This is a genomic window from Sphingomonas sp. MA1305 (assembly GCF_016107325.1).
Classification (GTDB): domain Bacteria; phylum Pseudomonadota; class Alphaproteobacteria; order Sphingomonadales; family Sphingomonadaceae; genus Sphingomonas.
Genome location: NZ_RCVT01000002.1, coordinates 992,157 through 1,014,686, shown reverse-complemented (window position 1 = coordinate 1,014,686; position 22,530 = coordinate 992,157). Strand labels below are relative to the sequence as shown.

Annotated in this window: 21 protein-coding genes; 11 read left to right on the top strand and 10 right to left on the bottom strand. The window is 69.2% G+C overall.

Annotation, left to right across the window (positions count from 1 at the left end):
* Positions 1–139 precede the first annotated feature (139 nt).
* Positions 140–406 carry a hypothetical protein gene (locus tag D9601_RS12875; protein ID WP_198354374.1) on the bottom strand — a complete coding sequence of 89 codons (267 nt, stop codon included), beginning with the start codon at positions 404–406 and terminating at the stop codon, positions 140–142.
* Positions 407–517: 111 nt separating this feature from the next.
* Between D9601_RS12875 and D9601_RS12870 the strand changes: the two genes are divergently transcribed.
* The 6 genes from D9601_RS12870 to D9601_RS12845 are packed head-to-tail and all read left to right on the top strand — an operon-like array spanning position 518 to position 5,126.
* Positions 518–1,465 carry a DnaJ C-terminal domain-containing protein gene (locus D9601_RS12870; protein WP_198354373.1) on the top strand — a complete coding sequence of 316 codons (948 nt, stop codon included), beginning with the start codon at positions 518–520 and terminating at the stop codon, positions 1,463–1,465.
* 8 nt (positions 1,466–1,473) lie between these two features.
* Positions 1,474–2,424 (top strand): YihY/virulence factor BrkB family protein, encoded by a 951-nt coding sequence (locus tag D9601_RS12865; RefSeq protein WP_443024744.1) that lies wholly within the window; start codon positions 1,474–1,476, stop codon positions 2,422–2,424.
* Positions 2,425–2,435: 11 nt separating this feature from the next.
* Positions 2,436–3,227 (top strand): enoyl-ACP reductase FabI, encoded by a 792-nt coding sequence (gene fabI, locus D9601_RS12860; protein ID WP_198354502.1) that lies wholly within the window; start codon positions 2,436–2,438, stop codon positions 3,225–3,227.
* Between the two features lie 7 nt (positions 3,228–3,234).
* Complete coding sequence (locus D9601_RS12855; RefSeq protein WP_198354372.1) at positions 3,235–3,543, top strand: hypothetical protein; 309 nt, start codon at positions 3,235–3,237, stop codon at positions 3,541–3,543.
* Positions 3,540–4,607 carry a chorismate synthase gene (gene aroC, locus D9601_RS12850; protein ID WP_198354371.1) on the top strand — a complete coding sequence of 356 codons (1,068 nt, stop codon included), beginning with the start codon at positions 3,540–3,542 and terminating at the stop codon, positions 4,605–4,607. Before D9601_RS12855 ends, aroC begins: the two co-directional genes overlap by 4 nt.
* Before the next feature lie 60 nt (positions 4,608–4,667).
* Positions 4,668–5,126, top strand: coding sequence for a hypothetical protein (locus D9601_RS12845; protein WP_198354370.1), 459 nt, complete (start codon positions 4,668–4,670; stop codon positions 5,124–5,126).
* Between the two features lie 65 nt (positions 5,127–5,191).
* On the opposite strand, the gene D9601_RS12840 is transcribed toward D9601_RS12845, so the two are convergent.
* The 4 genes from D9601_RS12840 to D9601_RS12825 form a co-directional block, all read right to left on the bottom strand.
* Complete coding sequence (locus D9601_RS12840) at positions 5,192–6,481, bottom strand: adenylosuccinate synthase (protein WP_198354369.1); 1,290 nt, start codon at positions 6,479–6,481, stop codon at positions 5,192–5,194.
* A gap of 148 nt (positions 6,482–6,629) precedes the next feature.
* Positions 6,630–7,736 (bottom strand): ATP phosphoribosyltransferase regulatory subunit, encoded by a 1,107-nt coding sequence (locus tag D9601_RS12835; RefSeq protein WP_198354368.1) that lies wholly within the window; start codon positions 7,734–7,736, stop codon positions 6,630–6,632.
* A 314-nt stretch (positions 7,737–8,050) separates the two neighbouring features.
* Entirely contained in the window at positions 8,051–9,628 is a 1,578-nt protein-coding gene (serA, locus tag D9601_RS12830) for a phosphoglycerate dehydrogenase (protein WP_198354367.1), read from the bottom strand.
* A 130-nt stretch (positions 9,629–9,758) separates the two neighbouring features.
* Entirely contained in the window at positions 9,759–10,913 is a 1,155-nt protein-coding gene (locus D9601_RS12825) for a phosphoserine transaminase (protein WP_198354366.1), read from the bottom strand.
* A 144-nt stretch (positions 10,914–11,057) separates the two neighbouring features.
* Here D9601_RS12825 and D9601_RS12820 point away from each other — a divergent pair, with 144 nt between their 5' ends.
* The 3 genes from D9601_RS12820 (at position 11,058) to D9601_RS12810 (ending at position 13,391) form a co-directional block, all read left to right on the top strand.
* Positions 11,058–11,741, top strand: a complete 684-nt coding sequence (locus tag D9601_RS12820; RefSeq protein WP_198354365.1) for a DUF4328 domain-containing protein — start codon at positions 11,058–11,060, stop codon at positions 11,739–11,741.
* Positions 11,742–11,832: 91 nt separating this feature from the next.
* Complete coding sequence (locus D9601_RS12815) at positions 11,833–12,483, top strand: extensin family protein (RefSeq protein ID WP_198354364.1); 651 nt, start codon at positions 11,833–11,835, stop codon at positions 12,481–12,483.
* Between the two features lie 32 nt (positions 12,484–12,515).
* On the top strand, positions 12,516–13,391 hold the full coding sequence (locus D9601_RS12810; protein WP_198354363.1) for a TIGR00730 family Rossman fold protein: 876 nt from the start codon (positions 12,516–12,518) through the stop codon (positions 13,389–13,391).
* 171 nt (positions 13,392–13,562) lie between these two features.
* Here D9601_RS12810 and D9601_RS12805 read toward each other — a convergent pair whose 3' ends face one another.
* Complete coding sequence (locus D9601_RS12805) at positions 13,563–14,270, bottom strand: c-type cytochrome (protein WP_198354362.1); 708 nt, start codon at positions 14,268–14,270, stop codon at positions 13,563–13,565.
* Between the two features lie 117 nt (positions 14,271–14,387).
* Between D9601_RS12805 and D9601_RS12800 the strand changes: the two genes are divergently transcribed.
* Positions 14,388–15,278, top strand: a complete 891-nt coding sequence (locus D9601_RS12800; protein ID WP_198354361.1) for a prephenate dehydratase — start codon at positions 14,388–14,390, stop codon at positions 15,276–15,278.
* A 15-nt stretch (positions 15,279–15,293) separates the two neighbouring features.
* Here D9601_RS12800 and D9601_RS12795 read toward each other — a convergent pair whose 3' ends face one another.
* Together D9601_RS12795 and D9601_RS12790 are read right to left on the bottom strand one after the other, a co-directional pair.
* Positions 15,294–16,076 carry a hypothetical protein gene (locus D9601_RS12795; RefSeq protein ID WP_198354360.1) on the bottom strand — a complete coding sequence of 261 codons (783 nt, stop codon included), beginning with the start codon at positions 16,074–16,076 and terminating at the stop codon, positions 15,294–15,296.
* Positions 16,077–16,155: 79 nt separating this feature from the next.
* A complete protein-coding gene (locus D9601_RS12790) occupies positions 16,156–16,983 on the bottom strand; it encodes a shikimate 5-dehydrogenase (protein ID WP_198354359.1) in 828 nt (275 codons plus the stop codon).
* 129 nt (positions 16,984–17,112) lie between these two features.
* Between D9601_RS12790 and treA the strand changes: the two genes are divergently transcribed.
* Entirely contained in the window at positions 17,113–18,714 is a 1,602-nt protein-coding gene (gene treA, locus D9601_RS12785; protein ID WP_198354358.1) for an alpha,alpha-trehalase TreA, read from the top strand.
* 48 nt (positions 18,715–18,762) lie between these two features.
* On the opposite strand, the gene D9601_RS12780 is transcribed toward treA, so the two are convergent.
* Positions 18,763–20,103 carry a PepSY-associated TM helix domain-containing protein gene (locus D9601_RS12780; protein WP_198354357.1) on the bottom strand — a complete coding sequence of 447 codons (1,341 nt, stop codon included), beginning with the start codon at positions 20,101–20,103 and terminating at the stop codon, positions 18,763–18,765.
* Positions 20,104–20,107: 4 nt separating this feature from the next.
* On the bottom strand, positions 20,108–22,468 hold the full coding sequence (locus D9601_RS12775; RefSeq protein ID WP_198354356.1) for a TonB-dependent receptor family protein: 2,361 nt from the start codon (positions 22,466–22,468) through the stop codon (positions 20,108–20,110).
* Positions 22,469–22,530 lie beyond the last annotated feature (62 nt).

Below are 22,530 nucleotides of genomic sequence, written 5' to 3'. Positions count from 1 at the left end.
CAAAGGTCGCGGCGTGTAGCGTCCATCGATGATGGACCGGTTCAACGCTCGTCGCTGTTTCTCATCGCAAGATTATGTCGCGGGCGATCCTGCAAACGACCCGTTCAGGCGTCAATTGTGTCAAGACTCGCCCGCACGCTCATTCCTTGGTCACCGCATTGGCATTGCCGACCTCGTCGTCGGTATCCTTGTCGCCGGTCCCCGAATAGTCGAAGTCCGACTGGCCACCGTGCCCCATGAAGCCGCCGCCGACACCGCCCTTGCCGTCCTTGCCGGTGTGCGGATTGGGATAGGCGCCACCGGTGCTTTCGCTGCCGCCGGCGGTCTTGCCGGGCGCGTCGCCGACTCCGTCATGGGCGCCATCATGGTCGGCGGGCATCGCCTGCATCGGTTGCTTGTCGGTCATCTCTCTGTCTCCAAACGGATTATTCTTATGACCGCATCAACGAGCGGCACGCCGATTGCGTTGCGCCGTCGCCTCCCCCACATAGGTCGATAATACACCAACGGGGAATCGATGGCTGATCCATATCAGACCCTGGGCGTCGCCCGTGGCGCGTCCGAGGCCGACATCAAGAAGGCGTACCGGAAGCTCGCCAAGGAGCTGCACCCGGATCGCAACAAGGACAATCCCAAGGCCGCCGAGCGCTTCAGCCAGGTGACGAGCGCCTATGATCTGCTGACCGACAAGGACAAGCGCGCGCGCTTCGACCGCGGCGAGATCGACGGCGACGGCAATCCCGCCTCGCCCTTCGGCTTCGGCGGCGGCCGGCCGGGCGCTGGCGGCCCGTATACGCGCAGCGCGGGCCCCGGCGGCGGCTTCAGCAGCGCCGGCTTCGAGTTCGGCGGTGAGGGCGCCGACATGGGCGATATCTTCGAAGGTCTGTTCGGCGGCGCGCAACGCGGCGGCGGCTTCGCCAGCGGCTTCGGTCGGCGGCCGCAGCAGAAGGGCGCGAACGTCGCCTACAGCCTGCGCGTCCCCTTCGTCGACGCGGCGACGCTCGCCCCGCAGCGGGTGACGCTGGCCGACGGCAAGACGATCGACCTGAAGCTTCCCGCCGGGGTCGAGAACGGCACCCAGATGCGGCTCGGCGGCAAGGGTGAGGCGGGGCCCGGCGGCGCCGGCGACGCGATCGTCACGATCGAGGTGCAACCGCACCGCTTCTTCACCCGCGACGGCGACGACGTCCGCGTCGACCTGCCGATCACCCTCCCCGAAGCGGTGCTGGGCGGCCAGGTGCGTGCGCCGACGGTCGACAAGGCGGTGATGCTGACCATCCCCAAGGGCACGACCTCGGGCAAGACGCTGCGCCTCAAGGGCAAGGGCTTCCACCGCAAGGACGGCACGCGTGGCGACCAGCTCATCACGCTGATCGTCGACCTGCCCGCCGACGACGCGGCGCTGCGTCAGTTCGCCGAAAGCTGGCAGGACGCACGGAACCCGAGGGCCGCGATGGGCGTCTGACCGGTGACGTGACCGACGCCGCCCTCACACCCGAAGATCGAGCCCACCAGCACCGGGGGGCCCGTCATCGTCTCAACAAGCTTCGGCCGGGGCCGGCAGCCTGGGAAGTGACCAAGCGCGCCGCGCTCGGCGTCTTCAACGACGGTTTCATCCACGCCGGCAACCTTGCCTATCTGGCGTTGATGACGGTGTTTCCCTTCTTCATCACCGCCGCCGCCGTGCTGTCGCTGCTCGGCCAAAGTACCGAGACGCAGCGGGCCGTCGCCTCGTTCCTCCACGTCCTGCCGCCCGACGTCGCCGACATCCTGAGGAAGCCGATCGCGGACGTGCTGCAGGCGCGTACCGGATCGCTGCTGTGGCTGGGCGGATTGGTCGGCCTTTGGACGGTCGGCGGCTTCATCGAGACGATCCGCGACATGTTCCACCGCGCCTATGGCATCAAGGCGACCGCGCCCTTTTGGAAGTCGCGCCTGTCGTCGTCGGGCGTCATCATCCTGTCGGTGGTCATCGCGCTGCTGAGCTTTCTGGTACAGGGTATCCTGACCGCGGCCGAACAGTTCATCTACCGCCTGTTGCCCTTTGCCGAGGATGCGGCTTCCTGGGTCGGCTTGTCGCGTGTCATTCCGGGCGTGGTGATGTTCGGCGCGCTCTACCTGCTCTTCTACTCGGTGACGCCGGGCAAATATCGTCACACCAATTGCCCCAAATGGCCCGGTGCCTTGTTCACCACCGCCTGGTGGGTGACGATGACGGCCATGCTGCCGGTCGTGCTCAGTCACCTCGGTGGCTATGATCTGACCTATGGCAGCCTGGCCGGCGTGGTCGTCATGCTGTTGTTCTTCTACCTGATCGGTCTTGGCCTCGTGTTCGGTGCGCATCTCAATGCGGCACTGGCGGAACCCCCTGAACCGGGGCTACAGGAGGCGCCGACGCAAAAGGTGGAGGCACAGGCGGCGTGACGACAGGGTTGATGGCGGGCAAGCGCGGGCTGATCATGGGGCTGGCCAACGACAAGTCGTTGGCCTGGGGCATTGCCAAGCAATTGTCGGAGGCGGGCGCGGAACTCGCCTTCTCCTATCAGGGCGCGGCGATGGAAAAGCGTGTGCGTCCGCTCGCCGAGCAATTGGGCGTGGCGCGGTTGTTCGATTGCGACGTCGCCGACATGGCCGCACTCGACGCGACGTTCGACGCACTGAAGGCGCAGTGGCCGACGATCGACTTCGTCGTGCATGCGATCGGCTTTTCCGACAAGTCGCAGCTGCGGGGCCGCTATTACGACACCACGCTCGACAATTTCCTGATGACGATGAACATCTCCGCCTATTCGCTGGTCGCCGTCGCGCAACGCGCACGGGCGATGATGCCGGAGGGCGGCGCCATCTTGACGCTGACCTATTATGGCGCGGAAAAGGTCATCCCGCATTATAACGTCATGGGCGTGGCCAAGGCGGCGCTGGAAACCAGCGTCAAATATCTCGCCGTCGACCTGGGGCCGGAGAATATCCGCGTCAACGCCATCTCCGCCGGGCCGATCCAGACGCTCGCGGCCCGCGGCATCGGCGACTTCAACTACATCCTCAAATGGAACGAGCTCAACGCACCGTTGCGACGTACGGTGACGATCGAGGATGTCGGCAGCGCCGGCCTGTACATGCTGTCCGATCTGTCCGCCGGCGTCACCGGCGAGATCCACCATGTCGACGCGGGCTATAACGTCATCGGCATGAAGGCCGAGGACGCGCCGGACATCGCGCTCGCCTGACACAGCGATGACGACGTCCGCCGCCCTTGCGCTGCTCGCCATGTTTGCCGGCTATTACGGCTGGCAGCGCGGCCGCTACGAACGTGCGGCGGCGACACGTGAGGCGCATGCCCGCGCACTTGCCGATACGCTGGCGCTCGCCTTGATCATCGCCGGCATATGGTTGGGCGGCTGGATCGCCCCGCAATGGGGCTGGGTCGCGAGCGCTGGTAGCGCAGGCGCCAGCATCGGCGCGCTGATCGCGGTGCTGCTCGCCGGCCCGAGCCGCCGCGCCATGCTCCGCGCCTTTCGCATCGATCCGGGGACCCAACGGTGAGCATCAACAGTTTCGGCCATCTCTTCCGCTTCACCACCTGGGGCGAGAGCCACGGACCTGCGATCGGCGCGGTGGTCGACGGCTGCCCGCCGGGGATCGCCCTGACCGAGGCCGATATCCAGCCCTGGCTCGACCGCCGTCGACCGGGCACCTCGCGCTTCACGACGCAGCGACGCGAGCCCGATCAGGTCCGCATCCTGTCCGGCGTGTTCGAGGGGCGGACGACCGGCACGCCGATCAGCCTGATGATCGACAATGTCGACCAGCGTTCGAAGGATTACTCGGACGTCGCCAAGGCGTATCGCCCCGGCCATGCCGATTATGCCTATGACGCCAAATACGGCCTGCGCGATTATCGTGGTGGCGGTCGCTCCTCGGCCCGCGAAACCGCGAGCCGGGTGGCCGCCGGTGCCGTGGCACGGTTGGTGGTGCCGCAGGTCCGCATTCGGGCGTGGGTCGAGGCGATCGGGGGCGACGCGATCGACTACGCCGCCTTCGACGATGAGGCGATCGATACCAATCCTTTCTTCTGCCCCGATCCGGCCGCTGCAGCACGATGGGAAGCTCTGGTGGACGCCGCGCGCAAAGCCGGTTCCTCGCTCGGTGCGGTGGTGGCGTGCGAGGCGACAGGCGTGCCGGCCGGCTGGGGCGCGCCGCTCTATGCCAAGCTCGATGCGGAACTGGCGCATGCCTGTATGGGAATCAACGCGGTCAAGGGCGTCGAGATCGGCGACGGCTTCGCCGCCGCGGCGCTGCGCGGCGAGGACAATGCCGATCCGATGCGACCCGGTGCCGACGGTCCGGAATTCCTCGCCAACCATGCTGGCGGCATCGCCGGCGGGATCGCCACCGGCCAGCCGATCCGGCTGCGCGTTGCCTTCAAGCCGACCAGTTCGATCCTGATCCCCGTGCCGACCGTCGATCGCAGCGGCGCTGCCGCCGATATTGCCACCAAGGGGCGCCACGACCCCTGCGTCGGCATCAGGGGCGTGCCCGTCGTCGAGGCGATGGTGGCCCTGGTATTGGCCGACCAAGCGTTGCTTCATCGGGGTCAATGCGGTTAACCATGGGAACGCTCTGCCTGCCAACCCGTTGAGGACGGACAGATTTTGCAGGAGAGAACAATGCGTAAGGTCCTTCCGATCATGGCTGCGGCCATGTTGATCCCGGCTGCCGCTTATGCGCAGCAGACGTCCGGCGGCACGTCGACGACAACCGGTACCGCCAGCGGCGCAGGCTCGATGGGCACGAGCGGCTCGACCGACACGATGGGCACCGGCGGCCAGACGATGGGCCAGGGCTCGATGTCGGGCAGCTCGTCGATGAAGAGCAAGTCGGCCAAGCGCGGTCGCAGTGCGCGCGCCGGCACCAATGGCAGCGCAACCGGCGTTTATAATTCGACCGGCACGACTGACAGCACCAGCGGCACGATGAGCGGCTCGACCGGTACGTCGGGCACCAGCGCGACGGGCTCCATGGGCACCAGCGGTTCGATGGGCTCGACGACGCCGATGGGCGGCACCACCGGCACCGGCACGACCGGGACGATGGGTGGCACCGGCGGCACCAGCACGCCGCAATAAGCGCGTCCCTACGGATGGATAAGGGGTCGGTCGGCATGTTGCCGGCCGGCCCCTTTCTTTGCGCGTCAGTCGGCGAAGGGATCGCGGACGAGGATCGTGTCCTCGCGTTCCGGGCTGGTCGACACCAGCGCCACCGGACAGCGGATCAATTCCTCGACGCGGCGGATGTACTTGATCGCCTGCGCCGGCAGGTCGGCCCAGCTGCGCGCGCCGGCGGTCGACTGCTGCCAGCCTTCCATCGTCTCATACACCGGCTCGACCGCGGCCTGATCGGCGGCATGGGCGGGGAAATAGTCGAGCGTTTCGCCGCGCAGGCGATAGCCGGTGCAGATCTTCACCTCGTCGAACCCGTCGAGCACGTCGATCTTGGTCAGCGCGATGCCGGTGATGCCGCCGACCGCCGCCGACTGGCGCAACAGCACCGTGTCGATCCAGCCGCAGCGCCGCTTGCGGCCCGTCACCGTGCCAAATTCATGGCCGCGCTGGCCCAGCCGTTCCCCGGTGGCGTCGTCGAGCTCGGTCGGGAAGGGTCCGGATCCGACCCGGGTCGTGTAGGCCTTGGCGATGCCGAGCACGAAGCCGACCGCCGCCGGCCCCAAACCCGAACCGCCGGCCGCCGTGCCGGCGATGGTGTTGGACGAGGTGACGAACGGATAGGTGCCGTGGTCGACGTCGAGCAGCACGCCCTGCGCGCCCTCGAACAGGATTCGCTTGCCGCGTCCCTTCGCCTCGTTGAGGTCGCGCCACACCGGCTTGGCGAAGGGCAGGACGAAGCCCGCGATGTCGCGCAATTCGGCGATCAGGCCGTCACGATCGATCGGCGCCGCGTTGAACCCGGCGCGCAGCGCGTCGTGATGGGCGAGCAGCCGGTCGAGCTGCGGCCCGAGATCGTCGAGATGTGCAAGATCGCAGACGCGGATCGCACGCCGGCCGACCTTGTCCTCATAGGCAGGGCCGATGCCGCGACGGGTGGTGCCGATCTTGCCGGCGCCACTGGCATCCTCGCGCAGGCCGTCGAGATCGCGGTGCAGCGGCAGGATCAGCGCGCAAGTGTCGGCGATGCGCAGCGTATCCGGCGTCGCGGTCACGCCCTGCGCCGCCAGCCGCTCGATCTCCGCCTTCAGCGCCCAGGGATCGAGCACCACGCCGTTGCCGATCACGCTGGGCGTGCCGCGCACGATCCCCGACGGCAGCAGCGACAGCTTGTAGACGTTCTCGCCGACGACGAGCGTATGGCCGGCATTGTGCCCGCCCTGGAAGCGCACGACCATGTCGGCGCGCTCCGCCAGCCAGTCGACGATCTTGCCCTTGCCCTCATCGCCCCATTGGGCGCCGATCACCGCGACGTTCGCCATGTACAGGTCTCCACCTGCCGGCAGGCCCTTCGCGCCCTTCGACAGGACTCGGCGCGACGGGTTTTCCAGTGAATGCGGCCGGGCGGTTAGCCGGCTGCGGAAGCCCGGTCAACCTCCCGGCGCCGGACCTCGTGCGTCTCCCGGGCGACTATAGCGGCCGCGGCTCGCCGTTCGCCCAGAGGTGGGTGCAGAGCTGGGCCTCCGGCGTGTCGCCGGCCTCGAGCGCGGCGACGGTGACCCAGCCGGCGGCGCGCATCGCCGCGCCCTCGGCGGCCGGCGTACCCAGCGGCAGGAACAGCCGGCGGCGCTGTGCCGGTGTCGCATTGGCGGCGATCGCATCGGCGGAAAGCGAGAAGCCGGTCGCCGCTTCCTCCGCGCCGTCGGCATGGACGATCAGATAGGTGCCGCCGCGTCCGACCTCGCGCACCGCCCCGGCGACGAACAGCGAGAAGCCGAGCCAGGACTGATATTCGAACCCGTGCCGCTCGGTCGGGTCGAGCGTCATCGCGACGCGGTCGCCGAGGCCGGATGCGATCGCCGTCAGCGCATCGAGGCGGCTGGCCAACGCCCCCTGCCCGTCGAACGCACGGAGTCGCTCGATCGCGGTGGCGAACGGCCCCGCTGCCTCGATCAGCGGCAGATAGGCCGGCGCCAGCTGCATCACCGCGCCGGCATCCTTGGCGTCCAGAGCGGCGCATAGCGACTCGATCCGTTCCGGCGCGACCGGCAGCGGCCCGGCGGCCAAGGTCGCGACCAGATCGGGCAGAGTGAAGTCGATCGACAGGCCCGTCGCACCGGCGGCATCGAGCGCCTCGACCGCGACCGCGACGACCTCCCGCGCGGCGGCGACCGAATCGAGGCCGATCAGCTCGCAGCCGAGCTGGCGCCATTCCCGCGACGGCGACAATTGCTCGGCGCGCAGCCGCAGCACCGGGCCGGCGTAGGACAGGCGCACCGGCCGCGGGTGATGGCCCATGCGCGTCGCCGCGATCCGCGCGACCTGGGCGGTGATGTCGGGCCGGATCGCCAGCGTATGCTGTGACACGGGGTCGACGAAGCGCACCGCATCGATCAGCGCCCCGTCCTTCAGCCGCGACGACAGGCCGTCGGCATATTCGGCGAGCGGCGGATCGGCGCGCTCATAGCCGTGGCGCCGCGCCGCCTCCAGCACGCGAGCTTCCACCGCGGCGGCGGCATCCGCATGGGGCGGCAGGCGGTCGTGGAATCCTTCGGGAAGCAGGCCGGTCGTCATCATGGCTGGCGCGATAGCCGGGTTGCGGCCGGGGCGCCACTGGCGCGGAAAGTCTCAAAGGTCGCACCCGGAAGGGGTGCACGGGACGTTCGGAAGGCGCAGCCCCAGCGGCCGTCGCCGGTGACGGACGGAAAGTCTCAAAGGTCGCACCAACCAAGGGTGGTTCGGAGCTGAGAAAGAGCCGTGGGCGTTCCGACCCGCCCTCACCCTATCGGCGGCTGTGGCGCCTCTCCCTCTCCCGAAGGGAGAGGGACATGGGAGGGCGAGTCGGAGCAACCGGCGGTCAGGCTAGCCTTGGTCGCCGTTGTAGGACAGCGTCAGAACGACAGGCCCATGGCGGTCTTGACGCCCGGCAGCGCCTGGACCGTGGCGAGCAAGTCGCCGTCGACCGGCTCGTCGACCGAGAGCAGCAGCACCGCCTCGCCGCCCGCCTGACGCCGGCCGAGGTGGAAGGTGCCGATATTGACCCCGGCTTCGCCCAGCGTCGTGCCGAGCCGGCCGATGAAGCCCGGCGCATCCTCGTTGACGACATAGAGCATCGGGCCGGCGAGATCGGCCTCGACCTTGATGCCGAACAATTCGACGAGGCGCGGCGCCTGGTCGCCGAACAAAGTGCCTGCGACCGAGCGCTCGCCGTCCGCCGTCTTGACCGACACGCGCAGCAAGGTGTGGTAATCGCCCTCGCGCTCGGTGCGGACCTCGCGCACCTCGACGCCACGATCCTTGGCGAGGAAGGGCGCGTTAACCATGTTCACCGTGTCGGTCTGGTTGCGCAGGAAGCCGGCGAGCACCGCGCTGACGATCGGCTTGGCGTTGAGCTCCGCCGCCGCCCCCTCGGTATGGATCGAGATGCGGGTGATCGCGCCGGTGGTCAGCTGGCCGACGAGGCTGCCGAGCTTTTCGGCAAGCGCCATGTACGGCTTGAGCTTGGGCGCTTCCTCGGCGGACAGGCTGGGCACGTTGAGCGCGTTGGTGACGCCGCCGGAGACGAGATAGTCCGCCATCTGCTCGGCGACCTGGATGGCGACATTGACCTGCGCCTCCGTCGTCGACGCACCGAGGTGCGGGGTCGAGACGAAGTTGGGCGTGCCGAACAGCGGCGAGGCTTTGGCAGGCTCCTCGACGAAGACGTCGAGCGCGGCACCGGCGATATGGCCGCTGTCGAGCCCTTCCTTCAGCGCCGCCTCATCGATCAGGCCGCCGCGCGCGCAGTTGATGATGCGCACGCCCTGCTTGGTCTTGGCGAGATTCTCGGCCGACAGGATGTTGCGGGTCTGGTCGGTCAGCGGCGTGTGCAGTGTGATGAAGTCGGCGCGGGCGAGCAGTTCGTCCAGCGTCACCTTCTCGACGCCCATCTCGACGGCGCGTTCGGGGGTGAGGAACGGATCGAAGGCGACGACCTTCATCTTGAGGCCGCGGGCGCGGTCGGCGACGATCGAGCCGATGTTGCCCGCGCCGATCAGGCCGAGCGTCTTGGCGGTCAGCTCGACGCCCATGAAGCGGTTCTTCTCCCACTTGCCCGCCTGGGTCGAGGCGTCCGCCTCCGGCAGCTGGCGGGCGAGCGCGAACATCAGCGCGATCGCATGTTCGGCCGTGGTGATCGAATTGCCGAACGGCGTGTTCATCACCACGACGCCCTTGGCCGAGGCGGCGGGGATGTCGACATTGTCGACGCCGATGCCGGCGCGGCCGACCACCTTCAAATTGGTGGCATGCTCGAGAATGTCCTTGGTAACCTTGGTCGAGCTGCGGATGGCGAGGCCGTCATACTGGCCGATGATCGCCTTCAGCTCGTCGGGGGTCTTGCCGGTGATCTCGTCGACCTCGACGCCGCGCTCGCGGAAGATCTGCGCGGCCTTGGGGTCCATTTTGTCGCTGATGAGGACTTTGGGCATGGGATGATTCCTTTGGATGACCAGCCGTCATCCCCGCGGAGGCGGGGATCCAGAGCCGCTGACGGTGCGGCTCTTGCGACGACCTGCGTGTCTGGATCCCCGCCTGCGCGGGGATGACGAATTAGGAGGGTTAAGCCGCCGCCTTGGCGGTGGCGTAGGCCCAGTCGAGCCAGGGGCCGAGCGCCTCGATATCGGCGGTGTCGACGGTGGCGCCGCACCAGATGCGCAGGCCCGGCGGCGCGTCGCGATAGCCGCCGATGTCATAGGCGGCATCCTCCGCCTCGAGCAGCGAGACCATCTTCTTGATCACCGCCTCGTCGGCGTCGACGGTCAGGCAGACGCTGGTCTTCGACCGCGACGCTTCGTCGGTCGCGAGGTGTCCAAGCCAGTCACGCTCTTCGACGATCCGGTCGAGCGCGGCGGCATTGGCATCGGAACGGGCGATGAGGCCGCCCTTGCCCAGGCCCTTGGCCCATTCGAGGCTGAAGATCGCGTCCTCCACCGCCAGCATCGACGGCGTGTTGATCGTCTCGCCCTTGAAGATGCCCTCGGTCAGCTTGCCCTTCGACACCAGGCGGAACACCTTGGGCAGCGGCCAGGCGGGGGTATAGCTTTCGAGCCGCTCGACGGCGCGCGGGCCGAGGATCAGCACGCCATGCGCGCCCTCGCCGCCCAGCACCTTCTGCCAGCTGAAGGTCGCGACGTCGATCTTATCCCATGGCAGGTCGTAGGCGAAGACGCCGCTGGTCGCGTCGGCGAAGGAGAGCCCCTCGCGCGTCTCGGCGATCCAGTCGCCGTTGGGCACGCGCACGCCGCTGGTCGTGCCGTTCCAGGTGAACAGCACGTCGTTCGACCAGTCGACCTGGGTAAGGTCGGGCAGTTGGCCGTAATCGGCGCGGATCACGGTGGGGTCGATCTTGAGCTGCTTGACCGCATCGGTCACCCAGCCTTCGCCGAAGCTTTCCCAGGCCAACGCGGTGACGGGGCGGGCGCCGAGCATCGTCCACATCGCCATCTCGAACGCGCCGGTGTCGCTGCCCGGCACGATGCCGATGCGATGCGTGTCGGGCAGGCCGAGCAGCTCGCGCATCAGGTCGATGCAATATTGCAGGCGCTGCTTCCCGAGCTTCGAACGGTGCGAGCGGCCGAGCACGGCGGTGGCGAGTTTGGCGGGATCGTAGCCCGGCGGCTTGGCGCAGGGGCCCGACGAGAAATGGGGTCGCGCCGGCTTGGCGGCGGGTTTCGCAGGCGCGCGTGTGGCGTCGGCGAACGTCGTGTCAGTCATGTCAACTCTCCTCACAGAGAGCACGCGCGGCGTTGGGACCGCGTGGCCCGTCGACGGCCCTATCGGAGCGTCCCACGGCTGGCAAGCCGTTCCAGCCTCTAAAATGCTTCCGGGACTCCCGGTGGGGAGCAGGGAGGCGACGACGTGACGGACGGAAGAACCAAGGATCCGCGACCGATCGGCCGGGTGGCGATCGCGCTGATCTGGGTGGCGTTGCTGGGCAGGATCGGCCTGGCGGCCGGCGCGCTGGCGACGATCGCGGCGCAGGATGCGCTGGCCCGGGGCGATGCCGCCACCGACGCGCTCGCCACCGCCTCGTCGATCACCGACGCCGCGGCGCTCGTCTACCTCGCGACGCTGGTGCTGGCCGCCGGCGCGGTGTTGCGCTGGATCTATATCGTCAACCGCAACGCGCATGCGCTCAGCACCGCGCTGCGCATCACGCCGCTGTGGAGCGTACTGTGGTTCTTCGTGCCGGTCGCCGGCCTGATCCGGCCGTTCACCGCGCTGAGCCAATGCTGGCGCGCGACGATCGCGCCTGCCGCGCCGGAGGACGTTGGCGTGCCGCCGATCCTGCGCTGGTGGTGGGCGTTCTGGCTGTTGTCGTTGGCGCTCGACAATGTCACGCTGCGGCTCGCCGATGGTCGTGACGGCGCATCGGCGGTGACCGGCGCCTGGGTGACGATCGCCGGTGCGGTGATTGCGGTGCCGCTGACCGCGACGCTGACGGCGGTGATCCTGCAGCTGTCGCGCCGCCAGAACGCCGTGCTGGCGCGCCGCACGATCAGCCGCTTCCACATGTTCGGCTGGCAACACCGCGCCCGCTGAGCGGCCTCTGCGGCGAGGCGCGGCAAAAGCGGCACGGTCCGAGCGGCGACGGGTGCTGACAAAGCGCGCCGGCTGCGGGACAAGGGCGGCCATGTACCGCGTTCTCCCCATCGCCGCGGCGGTGGCGCTGGCCGGCTGCGGATCGCGCGAGCAGGCGCCGGTCGCCCAGCCCGCCACCGCCTCGATCAGCCGGCCGTCGGCGCGCGACACCGCGCAATGCCTGGCCGACCTGCGCGCCGACAACGTCGCCTATCGCCTGCTGCCCGACCGCGACTTCGGCAACGGCTGCGGCCTTGCGGGGGCGGTGCAACTGGTCGAGATCGGCGTGCCCGTCACCGGCGTCACCGCGATGCGCTGCGGCGAGGCACGCGCCTTTTCCGCCTGGGTGCGCAACGCGGTCGCGCCCGCCGCCTATCAGATGCTGGGCAGCGAACTGGCGAGCGTGCAGGGCATGGGCAGCTACGTCTGCCGCAACGTCGTCGGCACCGCCGGCTATGGCGACCGGCGATCGGGCCACGCCATCGCCAATGCGGTCGACTTCGGCGGCGTGACGCTGAAGGACGGGCGGCGGATCACCATCCTCCAGGACTGGACCTCGCCCGACCCGCAGGTGCAGGGCTTCCTGACGACCATCCACCGTTCCGCCTGCCGGCGCTTCGGCACGGTGCTGTCGCCGGCCTATAATGCCGCGCATCGCAACCACTTGCACCTGGAGAACGACGGCGCGCATTTCTGCCGTTGAGCGCCTCCCGGCTTTGCTCTAACCCGGCGTAAATGACCGATACACGAGTACCCGCCCGCGTCTTCCCGCAGGCCAAGCAGGACGCCGAGAGCGCCAAGGCCGCGATCTCCACCCCGCAGACCGAGCACCCCGCCTACAAGCTCGCCTTCCAGGACATGGACTTCCTGTTGCGCGACGATCTGCGGCCGGTGCGTTTCCAGCTCGAGTTGCTCAAGCCCGAATTGCTGCTGGAGGAGGCGAAGATCGCCTCGACCTTCGTGATGTACGGCTCGGCGCGCATTCCCGAACCGGCCAAGGCCGAGGCGATGCTGGCGATGGCGAGCGACGACACCGCCAAGGCGATCGCCGAGAAGCTGGTCGCCAAGAGCCGCTATTACGAGGTCGCGCGCGAGCTGGCGCAGATCGCCAGCCGCGTGCCGCGCGACCAGAACGGCATGCGCCAGTTCGTCGTCTGCTCCGGCGGCGGACCGTCGATCATGGAGGCGGCGAACCGCGGTGCGGCGGATGTCGGCGCCGAATCGATCGGCCTCAACATCGTGCTGCCGCACGAACAGGCGCCCAATCCCTATGTGACGCCCTCGTTGAGCTTCCAGTTCCACTATTTCGCGCTGCGCAAGATGCACTTCCTGCTGCGCGCGCGGGCGCTGGCGGCCTTCCCCGGCGGCTTCGGCACGTTCGACGAACTGTTTGAATTGCTGACGCTGATCCAGACCGGCAAGATCAAGCCGATCCCAGTGCTGCTGTTCGGCCGCGAATTCTGGGACAAGGTGGTGAATTTCCAGGCGCTGGTCGACGAGGGCGTGGTCAGCCAGCGCGACCTCGGCATCTTCACCTATGTCGAAACCGCCGAAGAGGCGTGGGACGTGGTGCGGGAATTCTACGAGGAACAGGCGCGCAAGGAGGGGTGACCGCTGCACACCCCTCTCTCGCCGGGAGAGGGGCAAGCCGCCGCAGGCGGCGCGGGGTGAGGGCAGGTCGAAACGTTATCAGGTCAAGGCGAGGGGGCCGTCGCGGCCGTCCTCACCCTTCCGCGCTGACGCGCCTCCCTCCCTATCCCGGAGGGAGAGGGACTTTGGATGTCACTTCGGCAGCTTGGCAGCCTGTTTCGCTGCATCCGGATCGACCGACGGCGCGCCGGAGGCCGGGGTGCCGGTGTTGCCGAGGTTGTTGGCCGCGTCGGTGTTGGTGATCGAATCCTTCGACGCATTGGTCGCGGGCTTGGCCGCGCCTTCCTTGCCCGCAGGCGCCGCGCCGGCGGCAGGGGCGGCGGGGAGCGGCAGGTTCGAACCCTGGCTGTTCAGATAGACCAGCACGTTGGCGCGATCCTGCGGATTGCCGAGGCCGGCGAAGGTCATCTTGGTGCCGGGCGCGAACTTGCGCGGGCTGGTCAGCCACGCGTTCATCTTGTCGAAGTCCCAATTGCCGCCGACGCCCTTCAGCGCGTCGGAGAAGGCAAAGCCGCCCTTGCCCTGGCCGATCGGCTCGCCCAGCGTCGCGTAGAGATTGGGACCGATGCCGTTCGCGCCGCCCTGGTTGACGGTGTGGCAGGCGGCGCATTTCTTGAACACTTCGGCGCCCTTGGCCGGATCGGCGGTGGGCAGCAGCGTGGCGATCGGCACTTCGGCGGCGGCGCCGCCGCCACCGGCCTCCTCGACGCCCTCGATCGCATAGCCCATCTTTGCGGGCCGGCCGTCGTGGAACACCATGCCGCCGACGATGGACAGGCCGAGCGCGATGCCGCAGGCCGCCAGCGTCCAGCCGGCAATCGTGTTGGTGCGGTTATCCATCTGCCGGCCTTGCCCCTGTTATCCTCGCCTCTTGGCTGCAACCCATAGGAAAGCGCGCGGGCGCCCGCAAGCGCGTGCTTGCCCGCGACGGACGCCGCCTCTACGCCGCGGCGCATCATGGAGAGCTACGCCGCCCCCGCCCGCCCGATCGTCGCCGCGATGACCGTCGCCGCCGCCGCCGCGCCGGATCGCGCCGTCGCCTTTCAGGGCGCGCCGGGTGCCAACAGCCATGTCGCGGTGACCGAGGCGTTTCCCGACGGCCTGCCGCTGCCCTGTTTCGCGTTCGAGGATGCGATCGACGCGGTGCGCGAGGGGCGCGCCGACTGCGCGGTGATCCCGATCGAGAATTCGCTGCACGGCCGCGTCGCCGACATCCATTTCCTGCTGCCCGAATCCGGCCTGGTGATCACCGGCGAGCATTTCCTCGGCATCCGCCACGCGCTGATGGGCCGTGGCCCGCGCGACGGCGTGCGGCAGGCGATGAGCCATCCGCAGGCACTGGGCCAGTGCCGCCACTGGCTGAAAGCGCACGGCATCCAGGCGGTGAATTATCCCGACACCGCCGGTGCGGCGGCCTATGTCGCGGAGCTCGGCGATCCTGCGGTGGCGGCGCTGGCCCCGCCGGGGGCGGCGGCGATCTATGGCCTCGACCTGCTCGGCGTCGATATCGCCGATGCCGACCACAACATGACCCGCTTCGTCGTCCTTGCCCGGGGCGGCAAGCCGCCGGTTGGCGAGGGCCCGTGGATGACGACGCTGATCTTCGAGGTGAAGAACGTGCCCGCCGCGCTGTACAAGGCGATGGGCGGTTTCGCGACCAACGGCGTCAACATGACCAAGCTGGAAAGCTACCAGCGCGGCGGCAGCTTCGCGGCGACCGAATTCTATGCCGACATCGAGGGCAAGCCCGGCGATGCCGCGGTCGACCGCGCGCTGGAGGAACTGGGCTTCCATTCCAAATGGGTGCGCGTGCTCGGCACCTATCGGCGCGCGCGGGCGCGGGGCTGAGGCGAAACCAGCGGGTCAGCCGCCGTCGTCCTTGTCGACGATGTCGTAATGGATGCGCACCCAGGTGCCGATCTGGAACTTGCCGTTGATGCGGGGCGGCATCACCTTGAACTGCCACGCCGCCTGCCGCATCGCGCGGGCGACGCCCAGGCCGGGGCGCGAATCGCCGATCTGGACGCAATCCTCGACGCGGAAATTGGGCGCCGTACGGCACGCGATCTCGCCCCAGGATCCTTCCGGCACGTCGTGCGGCGGCATGTAGGGCGAAAGCGCGTTGCGCGGCGGACGCACGTACCAGTCGGCGGCATAGAGCCGCTGGCCGCCCGGGCCGGTGCCCGCCCCCGGCGTGTCGTTGCCGCTGCCGGCATCGCCGCTGTCGCCGTTCGCATCGCCCGCCGCGGCGAGTTCGCGCGCGCTCTTCTTGCCCTTGATCTTGCCGACGTCGGTGGCGGCGAAGGACGCGCGGTCCATGACCAGCATGTTGTTCTGGACGACTTCGGGTGGCGGCGGCGGGACCGGCTGATCCTGCGGCGGGGTCGGTCGCGGCCGCACCTCCGGCGCGCCACCCTTGGGCGCGGCGGCGGCCTGTTTCTTGGTCTGCGCCTTGCTGGGCGAGGCGCTGCCCGACGAGGAGACGTCGAAGGTGGTGAGCGCGCTGGACGGGCCCATCCTGGTCAGCGGCGAATTGGGCAGCAGCAGGAGCAGCAGCGCGATCAGGATATGCGCGGCAATGGTCAGCGCGAGGCTGATCGCCCTGCGGCGGCGGTCCGGAGCTGATCGATAGGACGCCGCGTACATGCGGCGGTTGGCCTATCGCGTGCGCGGCCGGCGGGCAATCGCCCGCTTCGGCCGTTCGTCGCATGTGTCCGCCATGTGTCTAGCCCGCGCGCGCGAATGCTTCCGCCTCGGCGACCTCGGCGTCGGTCGGCCGGACGCCGGTGTAGAGGACGAATTGCTCCAGCGCCTGCAGCGTCGCCACCGCGGCGCCGGTGATCCGCCGCTTGCCCGCGTCCGCCGCGGCGCGCAGGAACGGCGTTTCGGCGGGCAGCGCGACGACGTCGAAGGCGACCGTCGCCGCGGCGATCGTCGCCGGGTCGAAGGCCAGCGCGTCGGCCTCGCCGCCGGCCATGCCGATCGGGGTGACGTTGATCAGCAGCGACGCGGTCGCCCCGCCGACCGCCGCCGCCCAATCGAAGCCGTACAAATCGGCGAGCGCCCGGCCCTTGCCCGCGTTGCGCGCGACGATCGTGCCCGTGCGGTGACCGCGATCGCGCAGTGCCGCCGCCACCGCCTTGGCCATGCCGCCCGAACCGCGCAGCAGGAACGGCGTGGCCGGATCGATCGCCGCATCGTCGAGCAGATCGCGTACGGCGCTATAGTCGGTGTTGTGACCGGTCAGCACGCCGTCGTCGTTGACGATCGTGTTGACGCTATCGATCGCCGCGGCGGACGGCGCGACGCCGTCGAGCAGCGCGATCACCTCTTCCTTGAACGGCATCGAGATGGCGCAGCCGCGAATGTCGAGCGCGCGGATGCCGCCGATCGCCGCGGGCAGATCCTTGGTGGTGAACGCCTTGTAGACATAGTCGAGGCCGGTCAGCTCGTAGAGCCGGTTGTGGAAACGCGAGCCGAAATTGCCCGGCCGCGCGGCGAGCGACATGCATAGCCGGGTGTCGCGCCCGATCGGAGGCTTGGCGTTCGACATGATAGTCCTTTCGTCATGCCGGGCTTGTTCCGGCATCCACGGTTCCGCAAAGAGGGGCGGTGCGCGTATGTGCGGCACGGTGGATGCCGGAACAAGTCCGGCATGACGGGGACTATCCGGGAGAGGTTCATGACACGGCTATCGACCCTTATGCTCGCTGCCGGCGTCGCCACGATGCCGGTCGCGACGATGGCGCAGCACACCGCGCCGGTCGCACCGCAGCACCAGCCCCCCTCCCCCGCCGACCTGTTCGGGCCGCTGTTCGTCGCGGTGCAGACACAGAAGATCTTCCCCGACGGCAAGACCTTCGTCGATGCGGTGCCGAAGCGCGATCCCGCCGCGATCATGGCCGATTTCGACCGTGCGCGGATCGGCGACCTGAAGGCGTTCGTGCTCGCCAATTTCACCGTGCCGGGGGTCAACGACCATGAGCCTAAGGACCTGCGGGCGCATGTCCGCAGCCTGTGGCCGATGCTGGTCCGCCAGCCGGTTCCGCCCGCACCAGGCAGTTCGGCGCTGCCGCTGCCCGAACCCTATGTCGTGCCGGGCGGTCGATTCCGCGAGATGTATTATTGGGACAGCTATTTCACGATGCTCGGCCTCGCCGCCGACGGGCAGCAGCCGCTGGTCGAATCGATGCTGGCCGATTTCACCGCGACGATCGAACGCTACGGCCATATCCCGAACGGGATGCGCAGCTATTATCTCAGCCGGTCGCAGCCGCCCTTCTATGCGCTGATGCTCGATCTGTCGAAGACCATCGATCCGGCGCTGGCGGCGCGCCGGCTGGCGGCGCTGCGCCGCGAGCATGACTATTGGATGCGGGGCGGCCGGGTCGTGACGATGCCCGATGGCAGCCGGCTCAATCGCTATTGGGACGATCGCGACACGCCCCGCGACGAATCCTATGCGGAGGACGTCGCCACCGCGGCCGAGGCGGCGCGGGCGGGACGCGACCCGGCGACGGTGCGCCGCGACCTGCGCGCCGCGGCGGAAAGCGGCTGGGACTTTTCCAGCCGCTGGCTTGCCGACGGCAGGACGCTGGCGACGATCCGCACCACGCAGATCGTGCCGGTCGACCTCAACAGCCTGATGCTCGCGATGGAGGAGCGGATCGCGACCCGCTGCCACGCTGCCGGCGATCAGGCATGCGCGGCCGCATTCACGGGCATGGCGACCAAGCGCCGCGCCGCGATCCAGCGCTTTCTATGGACGCCGCGGGAAGGCCGCTTCGCCGATTGGGACATGGCGACCAGGCGGCCGACGCCGGCGGTGACCGCGGCGATCCTCTACCCGCTGTTCGTCGGCGCGGCGACGCCGGCGCAGGCCAAGGCGACGGCGGCGGTGGTCCGGGCGCAATTGCTCGGCGAAGGCGGCTTGCGCACCACGACGCGGCGCACCGGTCAGCAATGGGACGAGCCCAACGGCTGGGCGCCGCTGCAATGGATCGCGATCGACGGCCTCGCGCGGAACGGCGAGGAGCCGCTCGCCAAGCAGATTGCGCGCCGCTGGATGGCGACGGTCGCACGGACCTATGCCGAGACGGGCAAGATGCTGGAGAAATACGACGTCGCCGAGCGCAAGTCGGGCGGCGGCGGCGAATATCCGACGCAGGACGGGTTCGGCTGGACCAACGGCGTCGCGAGCGCGATCGACGCACGCTGGCCGGGGTTGCTCGCTGATCTCCCCTCCCCTTCAGGGGAGGGGCAGGGGATGGGGGACGCCGGATAGTTTTGGGCGGCGGCCCCCACCCCAACCCCTTCCCTGAAGGGGAGGGGCTTATGAGGTCGCGAGTCCCAGCCACCGTCTCGTCCCGGGCAGCCGGGCCAGCGCCAGCCGCTCGGCGAGCAGCACGGCGATCAGCGTCGCCCCGAACAGGGGCAGCAGCACACCGAGCGCGACGATCACCGCGACCAGCCCCCAGGCCAGCGCCGGGCGCGGCCGCCGGTGCGGCGCGCCGAGCACCCCCTCCGGCCGCCGCCGCCACCACAGCACGACGCCGCTGACGGTCAGCAGCATCAGTCCGAGCGCGGTGAGCAGATTGACCAGCTGATTGAGCCAACCGTAGAGCGCGCCTTCGTGCAACGCGACGCCATAGCCGACCAGGCGGTCGACCAGCCGCCGCGTCGCGAAATCCTTGCGCGACAGGATGTGCCCGTCGGCATCGAGTTCCAGGTCGGTGCGCAGTGGCCGGTCGGCGGCGTCGGACTTGGCGGTCCACGGCTGGCCCGGCCCGGCCGGCGGCGCGATCAGCACCGGCCCCGCCAGCCGCAGCGGCGCGACGCTGGCGATCAGGCGGTCGAGCGGGGCGTAGGAGATGCGCGGATGCTCCATCGCCATGCCGCCGTGTTCGGCATGGGCGCCCTCCATCGCCCGCGTGCCGGGACCGGCGGCGGCGCCGATCGTCCAGTCCTGCCGCACCGCACTGCCCTCCGCCACGGTGCGCACGGCCTTCAGGTAGCTGCCCCAGCTCTTCGCCCAGGGCAGGCCGCTCAGCAGCAGCAGCAGCGCCATCGCCGACACCCAGAAGCCGGTGACCCCGTGCAGGTCGCGCCAGAAGCGTCGCCCGCCGGCGCCCAGCCGCGGATAGACGACGCCGGCGATGCCGCCGCCGCGCGGCCACCACAGGAACAGCCCGGTCAGGATCATCACGATCGTCCAGGAGGCGGCGAGCTCGACGACGTACGACCCGACATTGCCGGCGAGCAATTCACCGTGCAGCCGGAAGACGATCCGCATCAGCCGGTCCTGCTCGCCGACCGTCTTCAGCACGGCGAGCGTCTGCGGGTGGACGTAGACGCGCGTCTCGCGACCGTGAACGCCAACGATCACCTGCACCGCCTGCGCCGGCGTGTCGGGCAATTGGTAGCGGTGCAGCACCGATCCCGGCACCGCGGCGAGTGCGGCATCGACCTGTGCCGCCGCCGAGGCGCGCGGCCCCGGGCCGGCGACATGCGCATAGGGTCGGTCGATCAGCGCCTCGACCTGCGGCCGGAACAGATAGGCCGCGCCGGTCAGCGACAGCCACAGCACGAACGGCAGACAGAACAGGCCGGCATAGAAATGCCAGCGCCAGACGGTGGCATAGCCCGGCCAGCGGCGGGTGGAAGCAGCGGTCATCGCCTCAGAACCTCGTCTTGACGCCGGCATAGACGGTGCGCGGCTGGCCGGCATAGAGCGATCCCGTCACCGCGCGCAGCGCCGTCACCGACGTCTGCTGGCCGGTCGCCGGGTCGATCGCGTTGGCGATCACCGAGGCCGAGCCGACATAGGTGCGGTCGAACAGATTCTGCACGCTGACATAGAGGCTGAGCCGCCGCCACCAATCGTCGCCCTTCGGCGGGTCGTAATGGAGGTTGAGGTTGGTCAGCGTGTAGCCGGGGATCGTCAGCAGATTGCCGTTGTCGATCGGATAGGCGTCGCGCCACGTCACCTCGGCAAAGCCGCCGAGGCCGGCGAGCGCGCCGCCCGGTTGGTCGTAGCCGACGCGGCCGTTGACGAACTGCGGGATGACGCCGGGGATCGCCTTGCCGGCGCGGTCGAACACCGTCGAGGTGGCGCCGGCGGTCAGGCGCTCCGCGAAGTCGGTGTAATATTGGTCGTTGTAGCTGTAGCTCGCCTGCAACCGCGCGCCGGGCAGCAGCCCGAGCAACGGATGCCAGTCGAGGCCGAGTTCGACACCGCGATGCACCGAACGCGGCACGTTCGGGGTATAGGCGAGCAGATTGACGCCGGCCGACTGGCTGACCAGCTCGTTGCGGAACCATTCGTAATAGCCCGTCACCTCCGCCTTCAGCGCGGTGCCGAGCGTGAGCTCCGCGCCGACGTCGACGCCGGTGTTGCGCTGCGCCCTGAGGGCGATGTTGTTGCCGGGCGTGCCGGCGGGCGTGACGAACAGCTGCCCGCCCTGCGGAATTCCATAGCCGGTGCCGAGCCGTGCGTGCAGCCGCAGCGCCGGATCGACCTGCCAGCGCAGCGATGCTTCCGGCGCGACGTTCCAGAAGCGGCGGTCGGCGGGGATCACGGTCAGTACCGGGGTCGCGCCGACCGGATAGGCATAAGCGGTCTGGCGCATCCGCAGTTGCGACCATTCCCCGCCGATCCCGGCGATCAGTTCCAGTCCCGGCGCCAGCGCGAGCTCCTCGCGCGCCCGCGCGCCGAGGTTGCGGACGTCGCCGAACACCAATTGGGTCGGCGCGCCGATGCCGTCGCGCCCCGCCGGCGTCTTGTTGAAGCTGTAGCTCTGGTTGTCGAGATAGTTGTAGAACAGCCCGACGAAACCGGTCGCCGCTCGCCCGAACAGATCGTGCCGGTCGGTCAGGTCGGTCGACAGATTATAGCTGTTGAGCGTGCCGCGGAACGGCGTCGCGCTGGTCGGCTGGTTGACGACGCGGCTGTCGAAGGTCGCCTGGGTCCGCCACGTCGTGTCGCCGTCGAGATCATGCTCCCAGCGCGCGCCCAGGATGGTGCGACGGTCGTTGCGGGCAAGGTCGCCCTCCGCCGCGGTCTGGGCGATGCGCGTGCCGTTGACGCCGTTGACCAGCACCGCGATCGTGCCGCAACCCGGTGCGGCGGTGGCGGCGCGGGTGCAACCCTGCTGATAGGGATTGGCGAGATACTGGTTGTACGACAGCCGCGTCGACAGCCGGAAGTCGCCTTCATTGTAGATGATCTTGCCGGTGAGGCGGTCGCGGTCGGTCAGTGCGACCGTGGCGAGCGCGTTCAGCGTACCGGTGCGATAGCCGGTGTGGCCGGTCGCGCCGTCGGCCCCGACCAGGCTGGCAAACAGGCCATAGTCGTAGCGCTCGCCGGCACGGCCGATCGTCGCATAGAGGTTGGCGTATCCGTCACCACCGACGTCGGTGCCGATCTCCGCTCCCTGGATGTCGGCGCCGCGGCGGGTGCGGAAGTTGATCGCACCGCCCAACGCATAATTGCCGTAGCGGGCCGAGGATGGGCCGCGCACCACGTCGACCGCGCCATAAGCATGCGGGTCGGTCAGGTCGAACCGGGCCAGGCCGTCCGGCTGGGTAACCGGGAAATCGTCCTCGAACACCTGCAGGTTGCGCGCGCCGAAGCTGTTGCGCGCGTTGGAGCCGCGCACCGAGACGCCGACGTCGCGCGGGCCGTTGCCCTGCAGCACGACGACGCCGGGCGACAGTTTGACGATGTCGGCGATGGTCGTCGCCGGGGTGTTGCGGAAGGCGGCGGCGTCGATCGTGGTGACGGTCTGGCCGGCGACCTGCGTGGTCAGCGACAGCGCGTGGCCGGTGACGACGATGTCGCCTGGCGCCTCGACGCGCGCCGGCGCGGGGCCGTCGGTGGCGGACGGTTCGGTCGCGGCGTTGAGCCGGGCGATCTCGGCATCGATCGCGGCGCGTTGGCGGAGCAGTTCGGCGCGGCGGGCGGCGGTCGCATCGACCTGCGCCGCGGCCGGTCCCGCCGCCAGCGCCGTGGCGGCGAGCAGCAGAGCATAAGAAGGCATGGCATTTCCTGAAGACGAACGGGAACGGACCGCACGCCCGAACGGGCACACGGTGCGGCAGG